General features: G+C 44.6%; 8 protein-coding genes, 1 tRNA gene and 3 rRNA genes. 2 read left to right on the top strand and 10 right to left on the bottom strand.

The genetic code is table 11. From position 1 onward, the window contains the following. Positions 1–20: 20 nt before the first annotated feature. The 4 genes from DEHRE_RS01120 to serC all read right to left on the bottom strand — a co-directional run bounded on the left by DEHRE_RS01120 (position 21) and on the right by serC (position 4,877). The gene (locus tag DEHRE_RS01120) at positions 21–1,127 is read right to left on the bottom strand and encodes a M20/M25/M40 family metallo-hydrolase (protein WP_019226698.1); all 1,107 of its coding nucleotides are present in this window, start codon (positions 1,125–1,127) and stop codon (positions 21–23) included. A 188-nt stretch (positions 1,128–1,315) separates the two neighbouring features. Continuing rightward, on the bottom strand, positions 1,316–2,554 hold the full coding sequence (locus DEHRE_RS01115; RefSeq protein ID WP_019226697.1) for a DUF1015 domain-containing protein: 1,239 nt from the start codon (positions 2,552–2,554) through the stop codon (positions 1,316–1,318). A gap of 36 nt (positions 2,555–2,590) precedes the next feature. Next, positions 2,591–3,754 carry a phosphoglycerate dehydrogenase gene (locus tag DEHRE_RS01110; protein ID WP_019226696.1) on the bottom strand — a complete coding sequence of 388 codons (1,164 nt, stop codon included), beginning with the start codon at positions 3,752–3,754 and terminating at the stop codon, positions 2,591–2,593. 40 nt (positions 3,755–3,794) lie between these two features. Then, the gene (gene serC, locus DEHRE_RS01105) at positions 3,795–4,877 is read right to left on the bottom strand and encodes a 3-phosphoserine/phosphohydroxythreonine transaminase (RefSeq protein ID WP_019226695.1); all 1,083 of its coding nucleotides are present in this window, start codon (positions 4,875–4,877) and stop codon (positions 3,795–3,797) included. An 883-nt stretch (positions 4,878–5,760) separates the two neighbouring features. Here serC and DEHRE_RS01100 point away from each other — a divergent pair. After that, positions 5,761–6,093, top strand: coding sequence for a L,D-transpeptidase (locus DEHRE_RS01100; RefSeq protein ID WP_019226694.1), 333 nt, complete (start codon positions 5,761–5,763; stop codon positions 6,091–6,093). Positions 6,094–6,175: 82 nt separating this feature from the next. Here DEHRE_RS01100 and rrf read toward each other — a convergent pair. From rrf to greA, 6 genes are all read right to left on the bottom strand, one after another. Then, a 5S ribosomal RNA gene (gene rrf, locus DEHRE_RS01095) occupies positions 6,176–6,280 on the bottom strand. A gap of 154 nt (positions 6,281–6,434) precedes the next feature. Beyond that, a 23S ribosomal RNA gene (locus DEHRE_RS01090) occupies positions 6,435–9,765 on the bottom strand. Positions 9,766–10,242: 477 nt separating this feature from the next. Then, positions 10,243–10,318 (bottom strand) — tRNA-Ala (locus tag DEHRE_RS01085). 137 nt (positions 10,319–10,455) lie between these two features. Continuing rightward, positions 10,456–12,021 (bottom strand): 16S ribosomal RNA (locus DEHRE_RS01080). Together the 16S, 23S and 5S rRNA genes with 1 tRNA gene alongside form the textbook arrangement of a ribosomal RNA operon. Before the next feature lie 277 nt (positions 12,022–12,298). Next, complete coding sequence (lysS, locus tag DEHRE_RS01075) at positions 12,299–13,768, bottom strand: lysine--tRNA ligase (protein ID WP_019226925.1); 1,470 nt, start codon at positions 13,766–13,768, stop codon at positions 12,299–12,301. A 321-nt stretch (positions 13,769–14,089) separates the two neighbouring features. After that, the gene (gene greA, locus DEHRE_RS01070) at positions 14,090–14,560 is read right to left on the bottom strand and encodes a transcription elongation factor GreA (protein ID WP_019226924.1); all 471 of its coding nucleotides are present in this window, start codon (positions 14,558–14,560) and stop codon (positions 14,090–14,092) included. Between the two features lie 443 nt (positions 14,561–15,003). On the opposite strand from greA, the gene DEHRE_RS01065 reads away from it, so the two are divergent. Continuing rightward, positions 15,004–16,716 (top strand): IS1634 family transposase, encoded by a 1,713-nt coding sequence (locus DEHRE_RS01065; protein ID WP_019226929.1) that lies wholly within the window; start codon positions 15,004–15,006, stop codon positions 16,714–16,716. Positions 16,717–16,807: the final 91 nt, after the last annotated feature.

Genomic DNA, 16,807 nt, shown 5'->3' with positions numbered 1-16,807 from the left:
TGTCGTCACCTCAGTATATCCTATGAATAAGACAAAGCCTCAAGTACGAATTCGACGGATTTTTCCATCTGGTCAATTTCGACATATTCTTCGCGCGTATGCGGGTTATGATTCCCAAGGCCCAGTGCCAGACACGGTATGCCGCGGGAATTTAGAATATTGGCATCAAGTCCTCCGCCAGTCGAAGTTAATTCCGTGTGAATGCCGAGTGTCTTCCCTGCCTCCAGTAAATTTTGAACAGCCGGATGTGCAGGATCTATGCTAAACGCTTCATAGGCGAGTTCCTTCGTATAGCTGAAATTTGCCTGGTTCTTGGCTGCAACAGTTTCAAATTTTTCAAGAATTTTATCGGTTTCAATTTCAAGTTTCGCTTGATCATGACTTCGTACCTCTGCCGTGATTTGTACCTTTTCAGCAACCACATTGCGTGCTGTGCCACCGGTAATGATCCCGAAATTACTCGTTGTTTCCTGGTCTATCCTTCCTGATTTCAAGTCTGCAATGGCTTTGGACGCAACAACAATTGCATTCACGCCCGTTTCAGGCGCCAGGCCCGCATGTGCAGCTTTACCCTGAACAACCAGATCAAGCGTGATATGAGAAGGTGCTGCGTGGACTACGGTACCCACAGGGCCGTCACCATCCAAGACATAGCCGAAGTCAGCTTTAAGGGCATAATCAAGATTTTTTATACCATAAAGACCAATTTCTTCCTGGACTGTCAGAACAACTTCAACCGGACTATGCAGGATATGCTTGTCTTCCTGAAGCCTGCTCAGTACTGCGAGTATTACGGCTATTCCAGCTTTATCATCCGCCCCAAGGATGGTTTGTCCATCGCTGTAAATGACCCCTTCCTCAATCCGGGGTGTCATTCCTTCAGTGGATGCTACCGTATCCATATGAGCTGCAAGCATGATCACCGGTGCACCCTCACTGTTGCCCTGCAGTACTGCGATCAGATTGCCCGTATCACTCCCTGTTTTGGCGGCGGAATGGTCCTCATAGACATCAGCACCGAGCTCTTTCAACCTTCGTTTTAGATAGCCTGCGAGTTTCCCTTCTTTTTTGGACGGACTGTCAATGGAAACAAGCTTAAGAAATTCATCCGTAACATTAATTGACATAGTTACCTCCGATCACGCATGCTTTCACTCATAGAATAAACAACCGCTCCGCCTCATTAACCATTAAAATATCATCTGACTTTATCATGAAACAAAAACTATCATCCTATGTGTATGGCTCAAAAATATTTTTAACGGCAGACTAGATGCTAACCCGGTATAGTACTATACCGGGTTGCAAGTCAACCCTATTCCAGTTCGTGAATAAGCAGTCCGCTTCTCAGTTTGGGTTCAAACCAGGTAGATTTGGGCGGCATAAGCTTATCTGCATCAGATACCGCAAAAAGTTCATCAATCGATGTCGGATACATCGAAAAAGCAAGTTTCATATCACTGGCCACCCGCTTTTCCAGTTCCTTCAGGCCGCGTATCCCACCGACAAAATCGATTCGTTTATCCGTTCTGACATCTTTGATATCCAGGATCGGTGTTAAGAGATGATTTTGCAGCAGTGAAACGTCCAAGCCTTCCACAGGATCATCGGAAAGGATCTCAGCCCTGGCCTCCAGTTTATACCATGATTCTTCCAGATACATACCAAAGACAGCTTTTTTCTGAGGCTTATAGGGTTCAGCACCCGTTTTGGTTACAATAAATGCTTTTTCTATTTCTTTCAGCAGGGCATCTTTCTGATAACCGTTAAGATCTTTGACTACTCTATTGTAATCCAGGATCATCAATTGATCGTGCGGGAAAAGGACAGAAAGAAAATAGTTGAATTCTTCCTCTCCGGTAAAACCGGGATGGGCGTCTCTTCTGCGCAAGCCTACTTTCACCGCCGAAGCAGCTCTGTGGTGTCCATCCGCAATATAGATGCTTCGGGTATTTTGAAATCCGAAATAGATCGCAGCCAAATCATGATCCCCATCTATTTTCCAAACGGTATGTCTAATTCCGTCCGGAGCAGTGAAATCATAGAGGGGGCTTTCTTGTTTAATTCGGCTGACAACCTCATTGATTCCCTGTTGAGACCGATAAGCCAAAAAAATCGGGCCGGTCTGAGCCTTGCAAATGTCGACATGATTAATTCTGTCAATTTCCTTATCTTCTCTGGTTTTTTCATGTTTTTTGATAACATTGTTCAGGTAATCATCCATCGCGGCACATCCGACCAAACCCGTCTGGGAACGGCCATCCATCACCAGTTCATACACATAATAGCAGGGTCTATCCTCCCTGACAAAAACGCCATTTTGGATCATTTCCTGCAGACTGTCTCTCGCTCTCTCATAGACCCGGATATCATAAGGACTGACCTCAGGAGTGAACTGGGTCTCTGCCCGGTCAATCTGCAAAAACGACAACGGTTCTTTTCTTACTTCAGCCAATGCTTCTTCGCGGTTATAGACATCATAAGGAAGTGCTGCGACTTTCGCAGCAAGTTCTTCCCTCGGCCGCAGCGCTTTAAACGGTCTGATTGTAGCCAAATCGAACCCTCCCATTACCAATGATATCAATTTTCATTATTTTACAATCCTGACTCTGTAGACTCCTTCAATCGCTTTAATTTTCTGCTTTATTTCCGGTGTGGATGGTATCTCAATATCAACCAAGGTATAGGCATACTGGCCTTTGCTCTTATTAATCATATCAGAGATATTGATATTCTCCTGAGCTAGGGCCGAAGTGAACTGACCAATCATATTCGGGATATTTTTGTGATGAATCGCGAGACGGCCGGCATTATCAGGATAACCGTTGTCACAGTCCGGATAGTTCACGGAATTTCTGATCGTGCCGTTTTCAAGATAATCCATGAGCTGGCTGACAGCCATCACCGCACAATTATCCTCTGATTCACAGGTGGAAGCTCCCAGGTGCGGAATAGCAACGACTTCATTCAGAGGCGCCATTTTAGGAGTAGGAAAGTCGGTAACATATTTGAATACCTTGCCAACTTTTAGTGCTGCAATCATATCTTCTTCATTGACTAAAGAATCGCGCGAGAAATTTAGAATGCGGACGCCGTTTTTCATCATTTTGAAGGCTTCTTCATTCAGCATCCCCTGAGTTGCATCGGACAAGGGTACATGGATGCTGATGAAATCACATTCTTTATAAATCTCCGCCAAGGATTTGCTGGGCTTGATATATTTAGACAAATGCCAGGCCGAGCGGACAGAAATGAACGGATCATACCCGTATACTTCCATGCCAAGTTTCATCGCCGCATTTGCTACGAGAACCCCAATCGCCCCAAGCCCGATTACACCCAGTTTCTTGCCGCTGATTTCAATACCTGCATACTTGGCCTTATTTTTCTCAACAAGTTTAGCAACATCCGGATCATCTTTAACAGAATTCACCCAATTTACGCCGCCGATAATGTCACGGGATGCCAGAAACAGTCCGGTCAGTACCAATTCCTTAACACCATTGGCATTAGCCCCCGGTGTATTAAAAACAACAATCCCTTTTTCAGCGCATTTATCAATCGGTATATTGTTCACTCCTGCTCCGGCCCGGGCAATTGCCTGCAGAGAATCCGGCAGGTCCAGTTCATGAACACTGGCACTTCTGACCAGAACGGCATCCGCCTCTTCATAGTTATCCGTAATAGCATATTCTTCCGAGAAATTGTCCAGCCCAATCTTGGCAATCGGATTTAAACAATTGATTTTAAACATATAGATACTCCTTTACTCTGATGGTATGAAGAATTACTTTCTAGATGTTTCCTTCTTCAAATTTTTTCATAAATGCGATTAACGCTTTCACGCCTTCCATGGGCATCGCATTGTAAATGCTCGCTCTCATTCCGCCGACTGAGCGATGACCTTCTAAATTTACCAAGCCGGCCTCTTTGGCTTCTTTGGTAAATTTCTTGTCCAGCTCTTCTAATCCGGTTACAAACGGCACATTCATCAGTGAACGGTCTTTCTTAACGACTGTTCCTTTAAACATTTTGCTGGAATCAAGATAGTCATATAAAATTGCGGCTTTTTCCTCATTGATTTTTTTCATGACTTCGAGTCCGCCCAGTTTTTTCAGCCATTTAAATACTTTGCCGCAAATATAAATGCCATAGGCCGGTGGTGTGTTATAAAGTGACTTGTTGTCTGCCTGTGTTTTGTATTTTAACATGGTAGGCGTCCCCGGCAGCACATCATCCGTAATCAGGTCCTCCCGAATAATGACGACGACAACGCCGGCCGGGCCGACATTTTTTTGAGCACCTGCAAAGATCAAACCATATTTGCTTACATCTACAGGTTCAGACAGAAAATCCGACGACATGTCCGCAACCAGGATTTTGTCACCGGTTTCAGGAAGTTCTGTAAACCTCGTTCCATAGATGGTGTTGTTATGGCAAATGTACACATAGTCAGCGTCCTCAGAGATCTTCAGGTCCTTCATATCCGGGATATACGTATAGGTTTTGTCTTCTGAAGACGCAATGACGTCGATTTTACCGTAGATCTTTCCTTCCTGAATCGCTTTCTTAGCCCATTGTCCAGTGTTCAGGTAATCAGCAACCCTGTTCTTCATTAAATTCATCGGGACCATGGCAAACTGTTGTGATGCTCCGCCTTGCAGGAACAGCACCTTATAATTATCCGGAATGTTCAGCAAATCCCTAAGATCCTGCTCCGCATCACCAATAATTTTTTCAAAAGCTTTGGAGCGATGGCTCATTTCCATCACGGACATCCCCGTGACATCATAATCCAGCATTTCCTCGGCAGCTTCTTTGAGAACTTCTTCAGGCAATACTGCCGGTCCAGCAGAAAAATTAAATACTCTTGTCATTGTAAATTCCTCCTCCATTATCCTATTAGTATTCTTTCACTTTTGTATAGCCCTATAAAAAAGCAAAATCCACCCCCAGTGTTGGGGCGGATATTCCGCGGTGCCACCCAAGTTTTAGCCAGTATTTCTTCATTAAGTGACAACGTTTTCATCTGCAGAAATATATAAATAAAACCTCTAATCCCAAAATTAGGGACGAGAGGTATTCCCGCGTTGCCACCCATGTTGCCAAATCGGCCAACTTATATCCGCGTTATCGGGCGGAACCCGTCACAATTCGTCATCGGCCACTCCAGGATGGAATCTCATCGCATGTTGGCTGACTCGCACCGGCCATCAGCTCTCTGAACAACATTTAAATCAGATTTTCCTCTCATCGTGTTTGAGCATATAGGTTATTTTCAATATACTAATGTATTCAGAATGATTTGTCAAGTGGATAGATGATCTTCATGTGATGGACGATCTTCATTTTTCTCCATCCAATTGTGCATATAAAACCCCCTCTGCACATAAGAAACAGAGCACCCATTGATGCTCTGTCCTCATTTCTTAATTAACCTTTGCCACCAGTAAATCGGGTCTGTTGATATTGCTCTGTTTGTCGGTATTGTACTGTCTTTTGCTGATAAGGAACATTACAGCAGGGCATAGTCGGAAAGCAAATCACTGGATAATAACACGTACATGCATACGAATAAAAGCCTTTTCCAAAAAGGTGCATTTTTTGTTACCTCCTCGTATAAATTTTTTAAACAAAGTAGATTTAGATTTTGTATTACCATTATATTCCATACTGCTTTTTTTGAAATTAGTCCATATATTTTATTAAATTTTTAACCAAACAAAGACCTGGCAAATAGTATAAACTGAGGTGATTAACATGTATTCGATTATGCTTTCTTTAAATAAACGTCAGCTTTATGTGTCCAAAGACAGTCAAATTATCAGGAACTATCCGATTGGCATCGGAAAAACAGCGACACCTACTCCAATCGGATCTTATGAAATCATTAGTAAAGTACCAAATCCCGGAGGCGTATTTGGTGTGATGTGGCTTGGACTCAGCATCCCTGGATATGGAATCCATGGTACAAATAATCCTCAGTCAATTGGCAGACAAGTTTCTAAAGGCTGTATCCGCATGCTTAATAAAGATGTCTTAGAGCTCGCTAGAATTATCCCCACTGGCACCTCAGTCACTATCCGTTCTTAATTAAGAATACCCCTATTGTCCACCAATCGCATGGAAACCAAATAAGAAACAGAGCACCAAAATAGATGCTCTGTTCTTAATTACCTGGCAACGTGCTATTTTCCCTTGCAGTATCGTCGCCCCAGGAGGTCTTAACTTCCGTGTTCGGGATGGGAACGGGTGGTACCCCTCCGGTATAGTCACCAGATCTTTTCGAGGCTCGAGGTTTGAAGCTCAAGGTTCGATCTAGTTGGAATCGGCTTACCGATTCCTTCTTTAATCTTTCCCGTGCTTCTAGCTCGTTCTCTCAAAACTGCACAACAAATCAGCTTCATGCATTCAATCATCAATCTAGGAATCTAAAGGTCAAGACCTCGACCTATTAGTACCGGTCCGCTCCACATGTCACCATGCTTCCACTCCCGGCCTATCAACCTGATCATCTTTCAGGGGTCTTACCAGATTAACTCTGTGGGAAATCTCATCTTGAAGCTGGTTTCGCACTTAGATGCTTTCAGCGCTTATCCATTCCGGATATAGCTACCCAGCTATGCCTCTGGCGAGACAACTGGTACACCAGTGATCCGTCCAACCCGGTCCTCTCGTACTAGGGTCAGATCTCCTCAAATTTCCTGCGCCTGCGACGGATAGGGACCGAACTGTCTCACGACGTTCTGAACCCAGCTCACGTACCGCTTTAATGGGCGAACAGCCCAACCCTTGGGACCTACTACAGCCCCAGGATGCGATGAGCCGACATCGAGGTGCCAAACCTCCCCGTCGATGTGAACTCTTGGGGGAGATAAGCCTGTTATCCCCAGGGTAGCTTTTATCCGTTGAGCGATGGCCCTTCCACTCGGAACCACCGGATCACTAAGCCCTACTTTCGTACCAGGTCGACTTGTTTGTCTCTCTGTTAAGCTCCCTTTTGCCTTTACACTCTTCGCGCGATTTCCATCCGCGCTGAGGGAACCTTTGGGCGCCTCCGTTACTCTTTAGGAGGCGACCGCCCCAGTCAAACCGCCCGCCTGACACTGTCCCCAACCCCGATTCAGGGGCCTAGGTTAGAACTTCAGTACAAAAAGAGTGGTATCCCACCGGCGGCTCCACCAATACTGGCGTACTGGCTTCCAAGCCTCCCACCTATCCTGTACATTTTATACCAAAATCCAATGTCAAGCTGCAGTAAAGCTCCATGGGGTCTTTCTGTCCTGTCGCAGGTAACCCGCATCTTCACGGGTATTACAATTTCGCCGAGTCCCTCGTTGAGACAGTGTCCAGATCGTTACGCCTTTCGTGCGGGTCGGAACTTACCCGACAAGGAATTTCGCTACCTTAGGACCGTTATAGTTACGGCCGCCGTTTACTGGGGCTTCAATTCAAGGCTTCGCTTGCGCTAACTTCTCCTCTTAACCTTCCAGCACCGGGCAGGCGTCAGCCCCTATACTTCTCCTTACGGATTTGCAGGGACCTGTGTTTTTGTTAAACAGTCGCCTGGACTATTTCTCTGCGGCTCTGTTGCCAGAGCACCCCTTCTCCCGAAGTTACGGGGTCATTTTGCCGAGTTCCTTAACGAGGGTTTTCTCGCGCGCCTTAGGATTCTCTCCTCATCTACCTGTGTCGGTTTGCGGTACGGGCACCACATTTCTCACTAGAGGCTTTTCTTGACAGTATGAACTATCCCGCTTCGCTACTTATTTTCGCTCCCCATCACATCTCACGGTTTAGCGCTGCGGATTTGCCTACAGCACCCACTTGATGTTTGGACGTGCATAACCAACAGCACGCTCAGGTCATCCTCCTGTGTCACCCCATCGCTCAAACGATTTATGGTGGTATTGGAATTTCAACCAATTGTCCATCGCCTACGCCTTTCGGCCTCAGCTTAGGTCCCGACTTACCCTGGGCGGACGAGCCTTCCCCAGGAAACCTTAGATTTTCGGCGGGAAGGATTCTCACCTTCCTTTTCGCATACTCATACCGGCATTCTCTCTTGTCACCACTCCAGTAAACCTTACAGTTATCCTTCTACGCTGTGACAATGCTCCCCTACCCATTCAGAAGTCAGATGACAGATTCCAGAAGCCAGATTATTCCCAATTCTGATGAAGCTTATAGAGTTGCTTGCCTAACTCATCATATCTGTTAAACAATTCTTTATACTCTTCTTCTTGGATATAACCTAGATCTTTCACTATCTCTAACAAGACCTTCGTTTCTTCTTTTGATCCTTGGGCCATTTGTAATTCCAGAATCCAGATACCAGATGCCGGATGTCAGATTCTCGTTCTGACCTCTGGCTTCTGTCATCTGTCATCTGTTATCTTATTTGGCTCCCAATCTCATACTTTTCGAAGTCAGGAAATCTTTGGCTTATTCGATGAATTTCTAGTGCTAGCTTATATGCAATCTGATATACCCTCAGATCACGATAGCTTTCTATCATCTTTTACCTCTTTCCGACTTCTGGTCTCTGTCATCTGACCTCTGTATGCCGCGGCTTCGGTGCTACGCTTGAGCCCCGTTACATTTTCGGCGCAGAACCACTCGACCAGTGAGCTATTACGCACTCTTTAAATGGTGGCTGCTTCTAAGCCAACATCCTGGTTGTCCCTGCGGTTCCACATCCTTTTCCACTTAGCGTAGTCTCTGGGACCTTAGCCGTCGGTCTGGGCTGTTTCCCTCTCGACTATGAAGCTTATCCCCCACAGTCTGACTCCCAACTTCTAAAAATACGGTATTCGTAGTTTGATAGGGTTCAGTAACTTTTAAGCCCCTAGCCCATTCAGTGCTCTACCCCCGTATTTCATCCATTGAGGCTAGCCCTAAAGCTATTTCGGGGAGTACCAGCTATCTCCGTGTTCGATTGGCATTTCACCCCTACCCACAGTTCATCCCCTGCCTTTTCAACGACAGTGAGTTCGAGCCTCCAATGAGTTTTACCTCACCTTCACTCTGACCATGGGTAGATCACACGGTTTCGGGTCTGCAACATGCAACTAGTCGCCCTATTTAGACTCGCTTTCGCTTCGGCTCCGTATCTTAAATACTTAACCTCGCTGCATATCACAACTCGCCGGTTCATTCTACAAAAGGCACGCCATCACGCCTAAACGCTTTGACTGCTTGTAAGCATACGGTTTCAGGTTCTATTTCACTCCCCTCCCGGGGTGCTTTTCACCTTTCCCTCACGGTACTTGTTCACTATCGGTCGCCAAGTAGTATTTAGCCTTGGGGAGTGGTCTCCCCTGCTTCCCACGGGGTTTCTCGTGTCCCGCGGTACTCAGGATACTCTCTAAGTCAGTCTTCTTTTCGCTTACAGGGGTTTTACCTCCTATGCCGGAACTTTCCAGTTCGCTTCAGCTAAAAACACTGACCCGTTTTGAGAGTCCTACAACCCCGGCCTCCGAAGAGACCGGTTTGGGCTAGTCCCGTTTCGCTCGCCGCTACTCTGGGAATCGATTATTCTTTCTTTTCCTCCGGGTACTTAGATGTTTCAGTTCCCCGACTTGCCTTCGCTGTACCTATTTATTCAGTACAGGATATCCAAATATGACTCTGGATGGGTTGCCCCATTCGGACATCCACGGATCTATGCCTGCTTACGACTCCCCGTGGCATTTCGCTGTTAACCGCGTCCTTCTTCGGCTCTTGGCGCCAAGGCATCCACCGTATGCCCTTTATATCTTGACCTTCTGGTTCTTCCTCGACTTGTTATAGATGATTTGAATGTCTCCTATGCGCTTAGTAATTCTTACCTGACGGAGCATAGATGCTCCTAAGTTCAAATTCGCCACACGCCAAAACCTTAAGTTTTTGCGCTTTAGAATTTGAACGCCATTTCGTTGTCTTTACTTTCGCATTTCGCATTCTGCTTTTCTCGTTGTGCAGTTTTCAAAGAACAAGGATGTTCGAGTGTCGCGATGCCATGGATGGCAAGGAGCGACAAAGAACGTCTGCGCCATGGATGGCGCTAAGTTAAAATGCGCCACGGATGGCATTAACATTTTAACTTCCGATTTGATTGACCACATTTCTGCAGCAGGATCGTCAGTTTAACATTTCTGTTTCTACTTTGCAATCCTTATTTTTTTCCATACTTACCGTATTATAACGTTAAATATAGTCAAAAAAATTTTGAGTCACCTTTATCACTGAATGAAGCTTTAATGGTGGAGGTAGTCGGGATCGAACCGGCGACCTCTTGAATGCCATTCAAGCGCTCTCCCAGCTGAGCTATACCCCCAGGGTCACTCAAAACTAAACAACAAGAAATAAATTGCTAAACTCACCTTACTTGAGAGTCAGTCCAGTTTGCACTGCTTTACTCTAAGTACCGACCTTGGAGTAGATTGAAGTCTAGCTTCAATCGGTTCTCCTTAGAAAGGAGGTGATCCAGCCGCACCTTCCGATACGGCTACCTTGTTACGACTTCACCCCAATCATCTACCCCACCTTCGACGGCTGGCTCCTTACGGTTACCCCACCGGCTTCGGGTGTTGCAAACTTTCGTGGTGTGACGGGCGGTGTGTACAAGGCCCGGGAACGTATTCACCGCAGTGTGCTGACCTGCGATTACTAGCGATTCCGACTTCATGCAGGCGAGTTGCAGCCTGCAATCCGAACTGAGAACGGCTTTCTCGGATTTGCTTCACCTCGCGGCTTCGCTTCCGTCTGTACCGTCCATTGTAGCACGTGTGTAGCCCAAGACATAAGGGGCATGATGATTTGACGTCATCCCCACCTTCCTCCGGTTTGTCACCGGCAGTCTATCTAGAGTTCTCAGCTTTACCTGTTAGCAACTAAATATAGGGGTTGCGCTCGTTGCGGGACTTAACCCAACATCTCACGACACGAGCTGACGACAACCATGCACCACCTGTCTCAACTTTCCCCGAAGGGCACTCCCATATCTCTACGGGATTAGTTGGATGTCAAGCCTTGGTAAGGTTCTTCGCGTTGCGTCGAATTAAACCACATGCTCCACCGCTTGTGCGGGCCCCCGTCAATTCCTTTGAGTTTCAACCTTGCGGCCGTACTCCCCAGGCGGAATGCTTATTGTGTTAACTGCGGCACAGAAGGGGTCGATACCCTCTACACCTAGCATTCATCGTTTACGGCGTGGACTACCAGGGTATCTAATCCTGTTCGCTCCCCACGCTTTCGCGCCTCAGCGTCAGTTACAGTCCAGAAAGTCGCCTTCGCCACTGGTGTTCCTCCACATCTCTACGCATTTCACCGCTACACGTGGAATTCCACTTTCCTCTCCTGTCCTCAAGCCATACAGTTTCCAATGCTTTACGGAGTTAAGCTCCGCACTTTCACATCAGACTTATATTGCCGCCTACGCGCCCTTTACGCCCAATGATTCCGGACAACGCTTGCCCCCTACGTATTACCGCGGCTGCTGGCACGTAGTTAGCCGGGGCTTCCTCGTTAGGTACCGTCAATCACCTGCATTATTTACACAGATGCCGTTCTTCCCTAACAACAGTATTTTACAACCCGAAGGCCTTCTTCATACACGCGGCGTTGCTCCGTCAGACTTTCGTCCATTGCGGAAGATTCCCCACTGCTGCCTCCCGTAGGAGTCTGGGCCGTGTCTCAGTCCCAGTGTGGCCGTTTACCCTCTCAGGCCGGCTACTGATCGTCGCCTTGGTAGGCCGCTACCCCACCAACTAGCTAATCAGACGCGGGTCCATCCCTAAGCGCTAGCATTTTCAGAGGCCAGCTTTCTTCTCCAAGAGATGCCTCTCGGACAATACATCCGGTATTAGCAGCCGTTTCCAGCTGTTGTCCCGGTCTTAAGGGCAGGTTACCCACGCGTTACTCACCCGTTCGCCACTAAGATAGCTAAATCGCAAGCTTCATTAACTATCTCCGTTCGACTTGCATGTGTTAGGCACGCCGCCAGCGTTCGTCCTGAGCCAGGATCAAACTCTCCATAAAAACTATTTACGGAGCTTGATTCAGCTCGTTTGTTTACCAAAAATTCATTGACGAGTCTAGCTTTTAATTCATTCTTGTTGTTCAGTTTTCAATGACCTTGATTTCCTTTTGGCTCGCTGTGTCCCGAGCGCTTAGTTATAATAACAAAGTTACCGGTACCTTTCAAGCATCTTTATCCCAGTTTAAACATCACTAGGTCAAGAATGCTTCGTTTTTTCTACAAAATTCTACGAATATCTAAAGGATAATCATTTTCTTAATTAAATATTCATCTTTATTAATCTTCTCTGGATTTCATGGTAGGAAATAAGATAACGTCCCTGATAGAGGCTGAATCTGTCAGAAGCATGACGAGCCTGTCAATCCCAATGCCAAGTCCGCCTGTAGGCGGAAGTCCATATTCAAGCGCTTGAAGAAAGTCTTCATCCATCATGTGCGCCTCATCGTCACCCTTTTCTCTTTCCAGAACCTGTTTTTCAAATCTCCCTCTCTGATCAATGGGGTCATTTAACTCCGAGAACGCATTTCCTGCCTCTCTACCATAAATAAATACCTCAAACCTGTCCGTATACTCAGGATTTTCTGCATTCCTTTTAGCAAGAGGAGAAATTTCTACAGGATGACCGATGATAAAAGTTGGTTGAATAAGTTTTGGTTCAACAAATTCTTCAAAAACCTCATTGATAATTTTGCCCTTGGTTTCCAGGGCATTAATTTGCAGCCCTTTCTCCATGGCAACTTTTCTGGCTTCTTCATCGGTTTCAATTTGGGTAAAATCTATTCCAGCATACTCTTTAATTGCGTCAAGCATCGGCAAGCGGCGCCAGGGCTTCGCGAAATTAATCTTTTCACCCTGATAAGTAACTTCCTGGGTATGAAGAACTTTCTCCACAATATAAACGATCATATCCTCTGTAAGGTTCATAATGTCTTCATAATTTGCATAAGCCTGATATAGTTCCATCATGGTAAATTCAGGGTTATGCTTAATCGAAATTCCTTCATTCCGGAAATTACGGCCAATTTCAAATACCTTTTCAAAACCGCCCACAATCAGCCTCTTAAGCGGAAGTTCCAGAGCTATCCTCATGTATAACTGCATATCAAGCGCGTTATGATGCGTAATAAAAGGCTTTGCAGTCGCGCCGCCTGCGATCGGAAGCAGCGTAGGCGTCTCAACCTCCAGAAATCCTTTCTCTTCCAGGTATTCACGCATCGTTCTAATAATTTTATTTCTGGTGATAAATGTTTCCTTCACTTCTGCATTCATGATCAAATCAAGATAACGCTGACGGTAACGGATATCGACGTTGGTAAGCCCATGAAACTTTTCCGGCAGCGGTCTCAGCGATTTTGATAGCAATGTAATATCCTCAGCCTTTATTGAAATCTCGCCTCTTTTGGTACGGAAAACGCTGCCGCGGACGCCGATAATATCACCAATATCAAACGTCTTTATCGTGTCAAACATTTCTTCGCCGAACGCATCAACCCGAATATAGATCTGGATTTTCCCCTGAAGGTCTTGAATGTGCACGAAAAGAACTTTCCCTTGATCTCTTTTGGACATGATTCTTCCGGCTGCGCTGACATCCTGCCCTTCCAGCTCATCAAAATTCTCGATAATGCCTTGTGATAAATGGGTTCTCAAGTAATGGTCCGCATAGGGCTCAATACCTTTCGCCCTGAGATTGTCCAGCTTGTCCAAGCGAATACGCATCAGTTCATTAATATCCAGATTTTCCATCGTTTTTTCCCCCAACATCTGTTTCAGTTCAATACTATATTATACCAAACAAGGCTATCCAACTAGTACCTTATCAGCTCTAAAACACATGTAAACCGTTGAGGAAAATTTTCGGATGGCAAGGAAATGAAGGGCAACGCAGTCATACAAAAATTTAACCAGCGGAAACATGTAGATTTAGTGTTCACATAATACCAATACCCTGTAAACACTATCCAGCCCGTAACACCATCACGCGGTATTACGGGCTAAAATTCAGCTTCATTTTGTTGAAATGGACCATTGAACGAACAAATTTTTTAATAGAAAGCAGCAAATAAACTAACGGATATCTACAATTTCATAACGAAGCATTCCTGCCGGAACATTAACCTCAACAACGCTGCCTTTAATTTGTCCAAGAACAGCTTTGCCAACCGGTGATTCATTGGAAATTTTATTGACTGCCGGATCTGCCTCTGCCGAGCCGACGATGGTATACTCTTCTTCGTCCCCGTATTCAACATCTTTTAACAGCACTGTACTTCCTATGGCAACATGGTCTTTTTCATCATTGTCGTCAATGACTCTGGCATTTCTCAGCATTTTCTCGAGAGTAATGATCCTGCCTTCAATAAAAGCCTGTTCATTTTTAGCATCTTCATATTCTGAGTTTTCGGATATATCTCCAAACTCAATGGCTTGTTTAATCCTTTCAGCAACTTCTCTCCTTCTTTGGGTCTTTAGAATCTCCAGTTCTTCTTCCAGTTTCTTCAAACCATCAAGCGTTAAAATGACTTCTTTTTCGGGCATAAAAAATACCCCTCCCTCTTTTTCTTATGAGGTAATTTTTTTGAATCCTTTTATGTGAGACATTATATACACAAGTAAAATAAAATATACGCTGTAAATCTCTTCCTAGCTTTTTAATACTCGTAATTATAAGGAACCTCCATTTTATTGTCAAGCAAATTTACTTAATATTTTGATAGCCGGATTAATGGTCCGGGCATTCCATCGAGTAAATGCCTGAAAACAACGTCTTCATTTCTTGGTAACTTTTGATTTTCATGATCTGGTTCCGGTACTCTGCTGCTTTCCTCATACCCGGGTCTTTGACACTTGCATAAATATTAAAATCTTTGAAAGCCTTGAAAACAGGGCTTTTTTTGTTAGAAAATCGTCAAATTATTGCTATTTAGTATTGAGCAATTTGTGGTAATGTGTTATAATATAAGGGTATGGAGGTGTTTGTTATGAAACTTACGCTATCTAAATCTAAAAATGCCACATCGCTTTATGTTACGAAATCAATTTACGTGAATGGTGTACATACTTCAAAAATGGTCGAAAAACTGGGAACACTTGCTGAACTGGAAAAGAAACTAAACGGTGAAGATCCTATCGAATGGGCAAAAAAGTATATTGCAGATCTGAACCAAAAAGAAAAAGAGGAACAGCGGGATGTCTTAGTCAAATATTCTCCTTCCAAAATCATTGCTAGAGATGAACAGCGTTTCTTTAACGGCGGCTACCTTTTCCTTCAGAAAATATATCACGAGCTCGGGTTACATCGGATCTGCAAAGAACTCTCCACCAAATATAAATTTTCTTTTGATCTTAATTCAATTTTGTCCAGGCTGCTTTATGCCAGGATTATTTTCCCTGCCTCTAAGCTGGCAACCCTTGAGCTGTCCAAAAAATTTATTGAACAGCCCAATTTCGAGCTTCAACACATCTACAGGGCGCTTGAAATCATTGCTAAAGAAATTGATTTTATCCAGTCTTCCCTTTACAATAACAGTCTGAAAATTTCCAAACGCAATACCGGTGTGCTTTATTATGACTGTACGAATTATTTCTTTGAAATTGAGGAGGAAGAAGGCCTTAAGCAGTATGGGGCATCAAAAGAACACCGCCCAAATCCCATTGTCCAGATGGGGCTGTTTATGGACGGTGACGGTATTCCCATCGCTATTGATCTTTTTAATGGCAATACTAATGAGCAGCTGACGCTAAGACCTTTGGAGAAAAAAATCCTGGCTGATTTTAAACTTTCCAAGTTTATCGTCTGTACGGATGCCGGTCTCGCTTCTCAAAAGAACCGGGAATTCAATAACGAAGGCGAACGGGCTTTCATTACCACCCAATCAATAAAAAAACTGAAGAAACACCTCATGGAATGGGCACTGGATTCTACCGGTTGGAAACTTTTCGGTGAACGTAAAAGCTATGATATTACAGAACTTGATGAGAATACGGATAAAGATAAAGTTTTTTATAAAGAGCGCTGGATCAAAGAAAACGATCTGGAGCAGAAGCTTATTGTGACCTTTTCTTTGAAATACCGAAATTATCAGCGAAAAATCCGTGATTCCCAAATAGAACGTGCCCGAAAAACAATGGCTTCAAACCCGGGGAAGTTAAAGAAATGCAATGCTAATGATTATAAAAGATTTATTGAAAAAAGATACTGTACGGATGACGGTGAGGTAGCAGATAATGAATTGTACAGTATTAACACTGACCTGGTTGCCAAAGAAGAGCTGTTTGACGGTTTCTATGCCGTCTGTACTAACCTTGAAGACGAAGCAGCGGCAATCATCAAAGTGAACCAAAGGCGTTGGGAGATTGAAGAGTGTTTCCGAATTATGAAAAGCGAATTCAAAGCCCGACCAGCATACTTAAGCCGTGATGATCGAATAAAAGCACATTTCACCACGTGTTTTATGTCTTTGATCCTCTACCGTTTTCTTGAAAAGAAGCTTGAAGAAAAATATACCTGTAGCGAGATTATTCAAGGATTAAAGGATATGAATTTCTTTGAAGTTAAAGGTGAAGGTTATATTCCGACCTATACCAGAACCGATTTTACAGATGCTTTACACAATATCTTTGGTTTCCGTACCGACTATCAGATCGTCAGTACCAGTCAGATGAAAAAAATTCTCAAAAGTACAAAGTCATAAAAACATTACTCACTTTTTTAAAAATGTAAAAGCCCGGATTTCCCTTGTTTGCAAGGGGTTCCAGGCTTTTTTGCTCTTTAAAGTGTCAAAG

It is taken from the genome of Dehalobacter restrictus DSM 9455 (assembly GCF_000512895.1).
Taxonomy (GTDB): domain Bacteria; phylum Bacillota; class Desulfitobacteriia; order Desulfitobacteriales; family Syntrophobotulaceae; genus Dehalobacter; species Dehalobacter restrictus.
The sequence above is the reverse complement of the archived record's forward strand: the minus strand, read 5'-3'. Positions and strand labels throughout refer to the sequence as shown.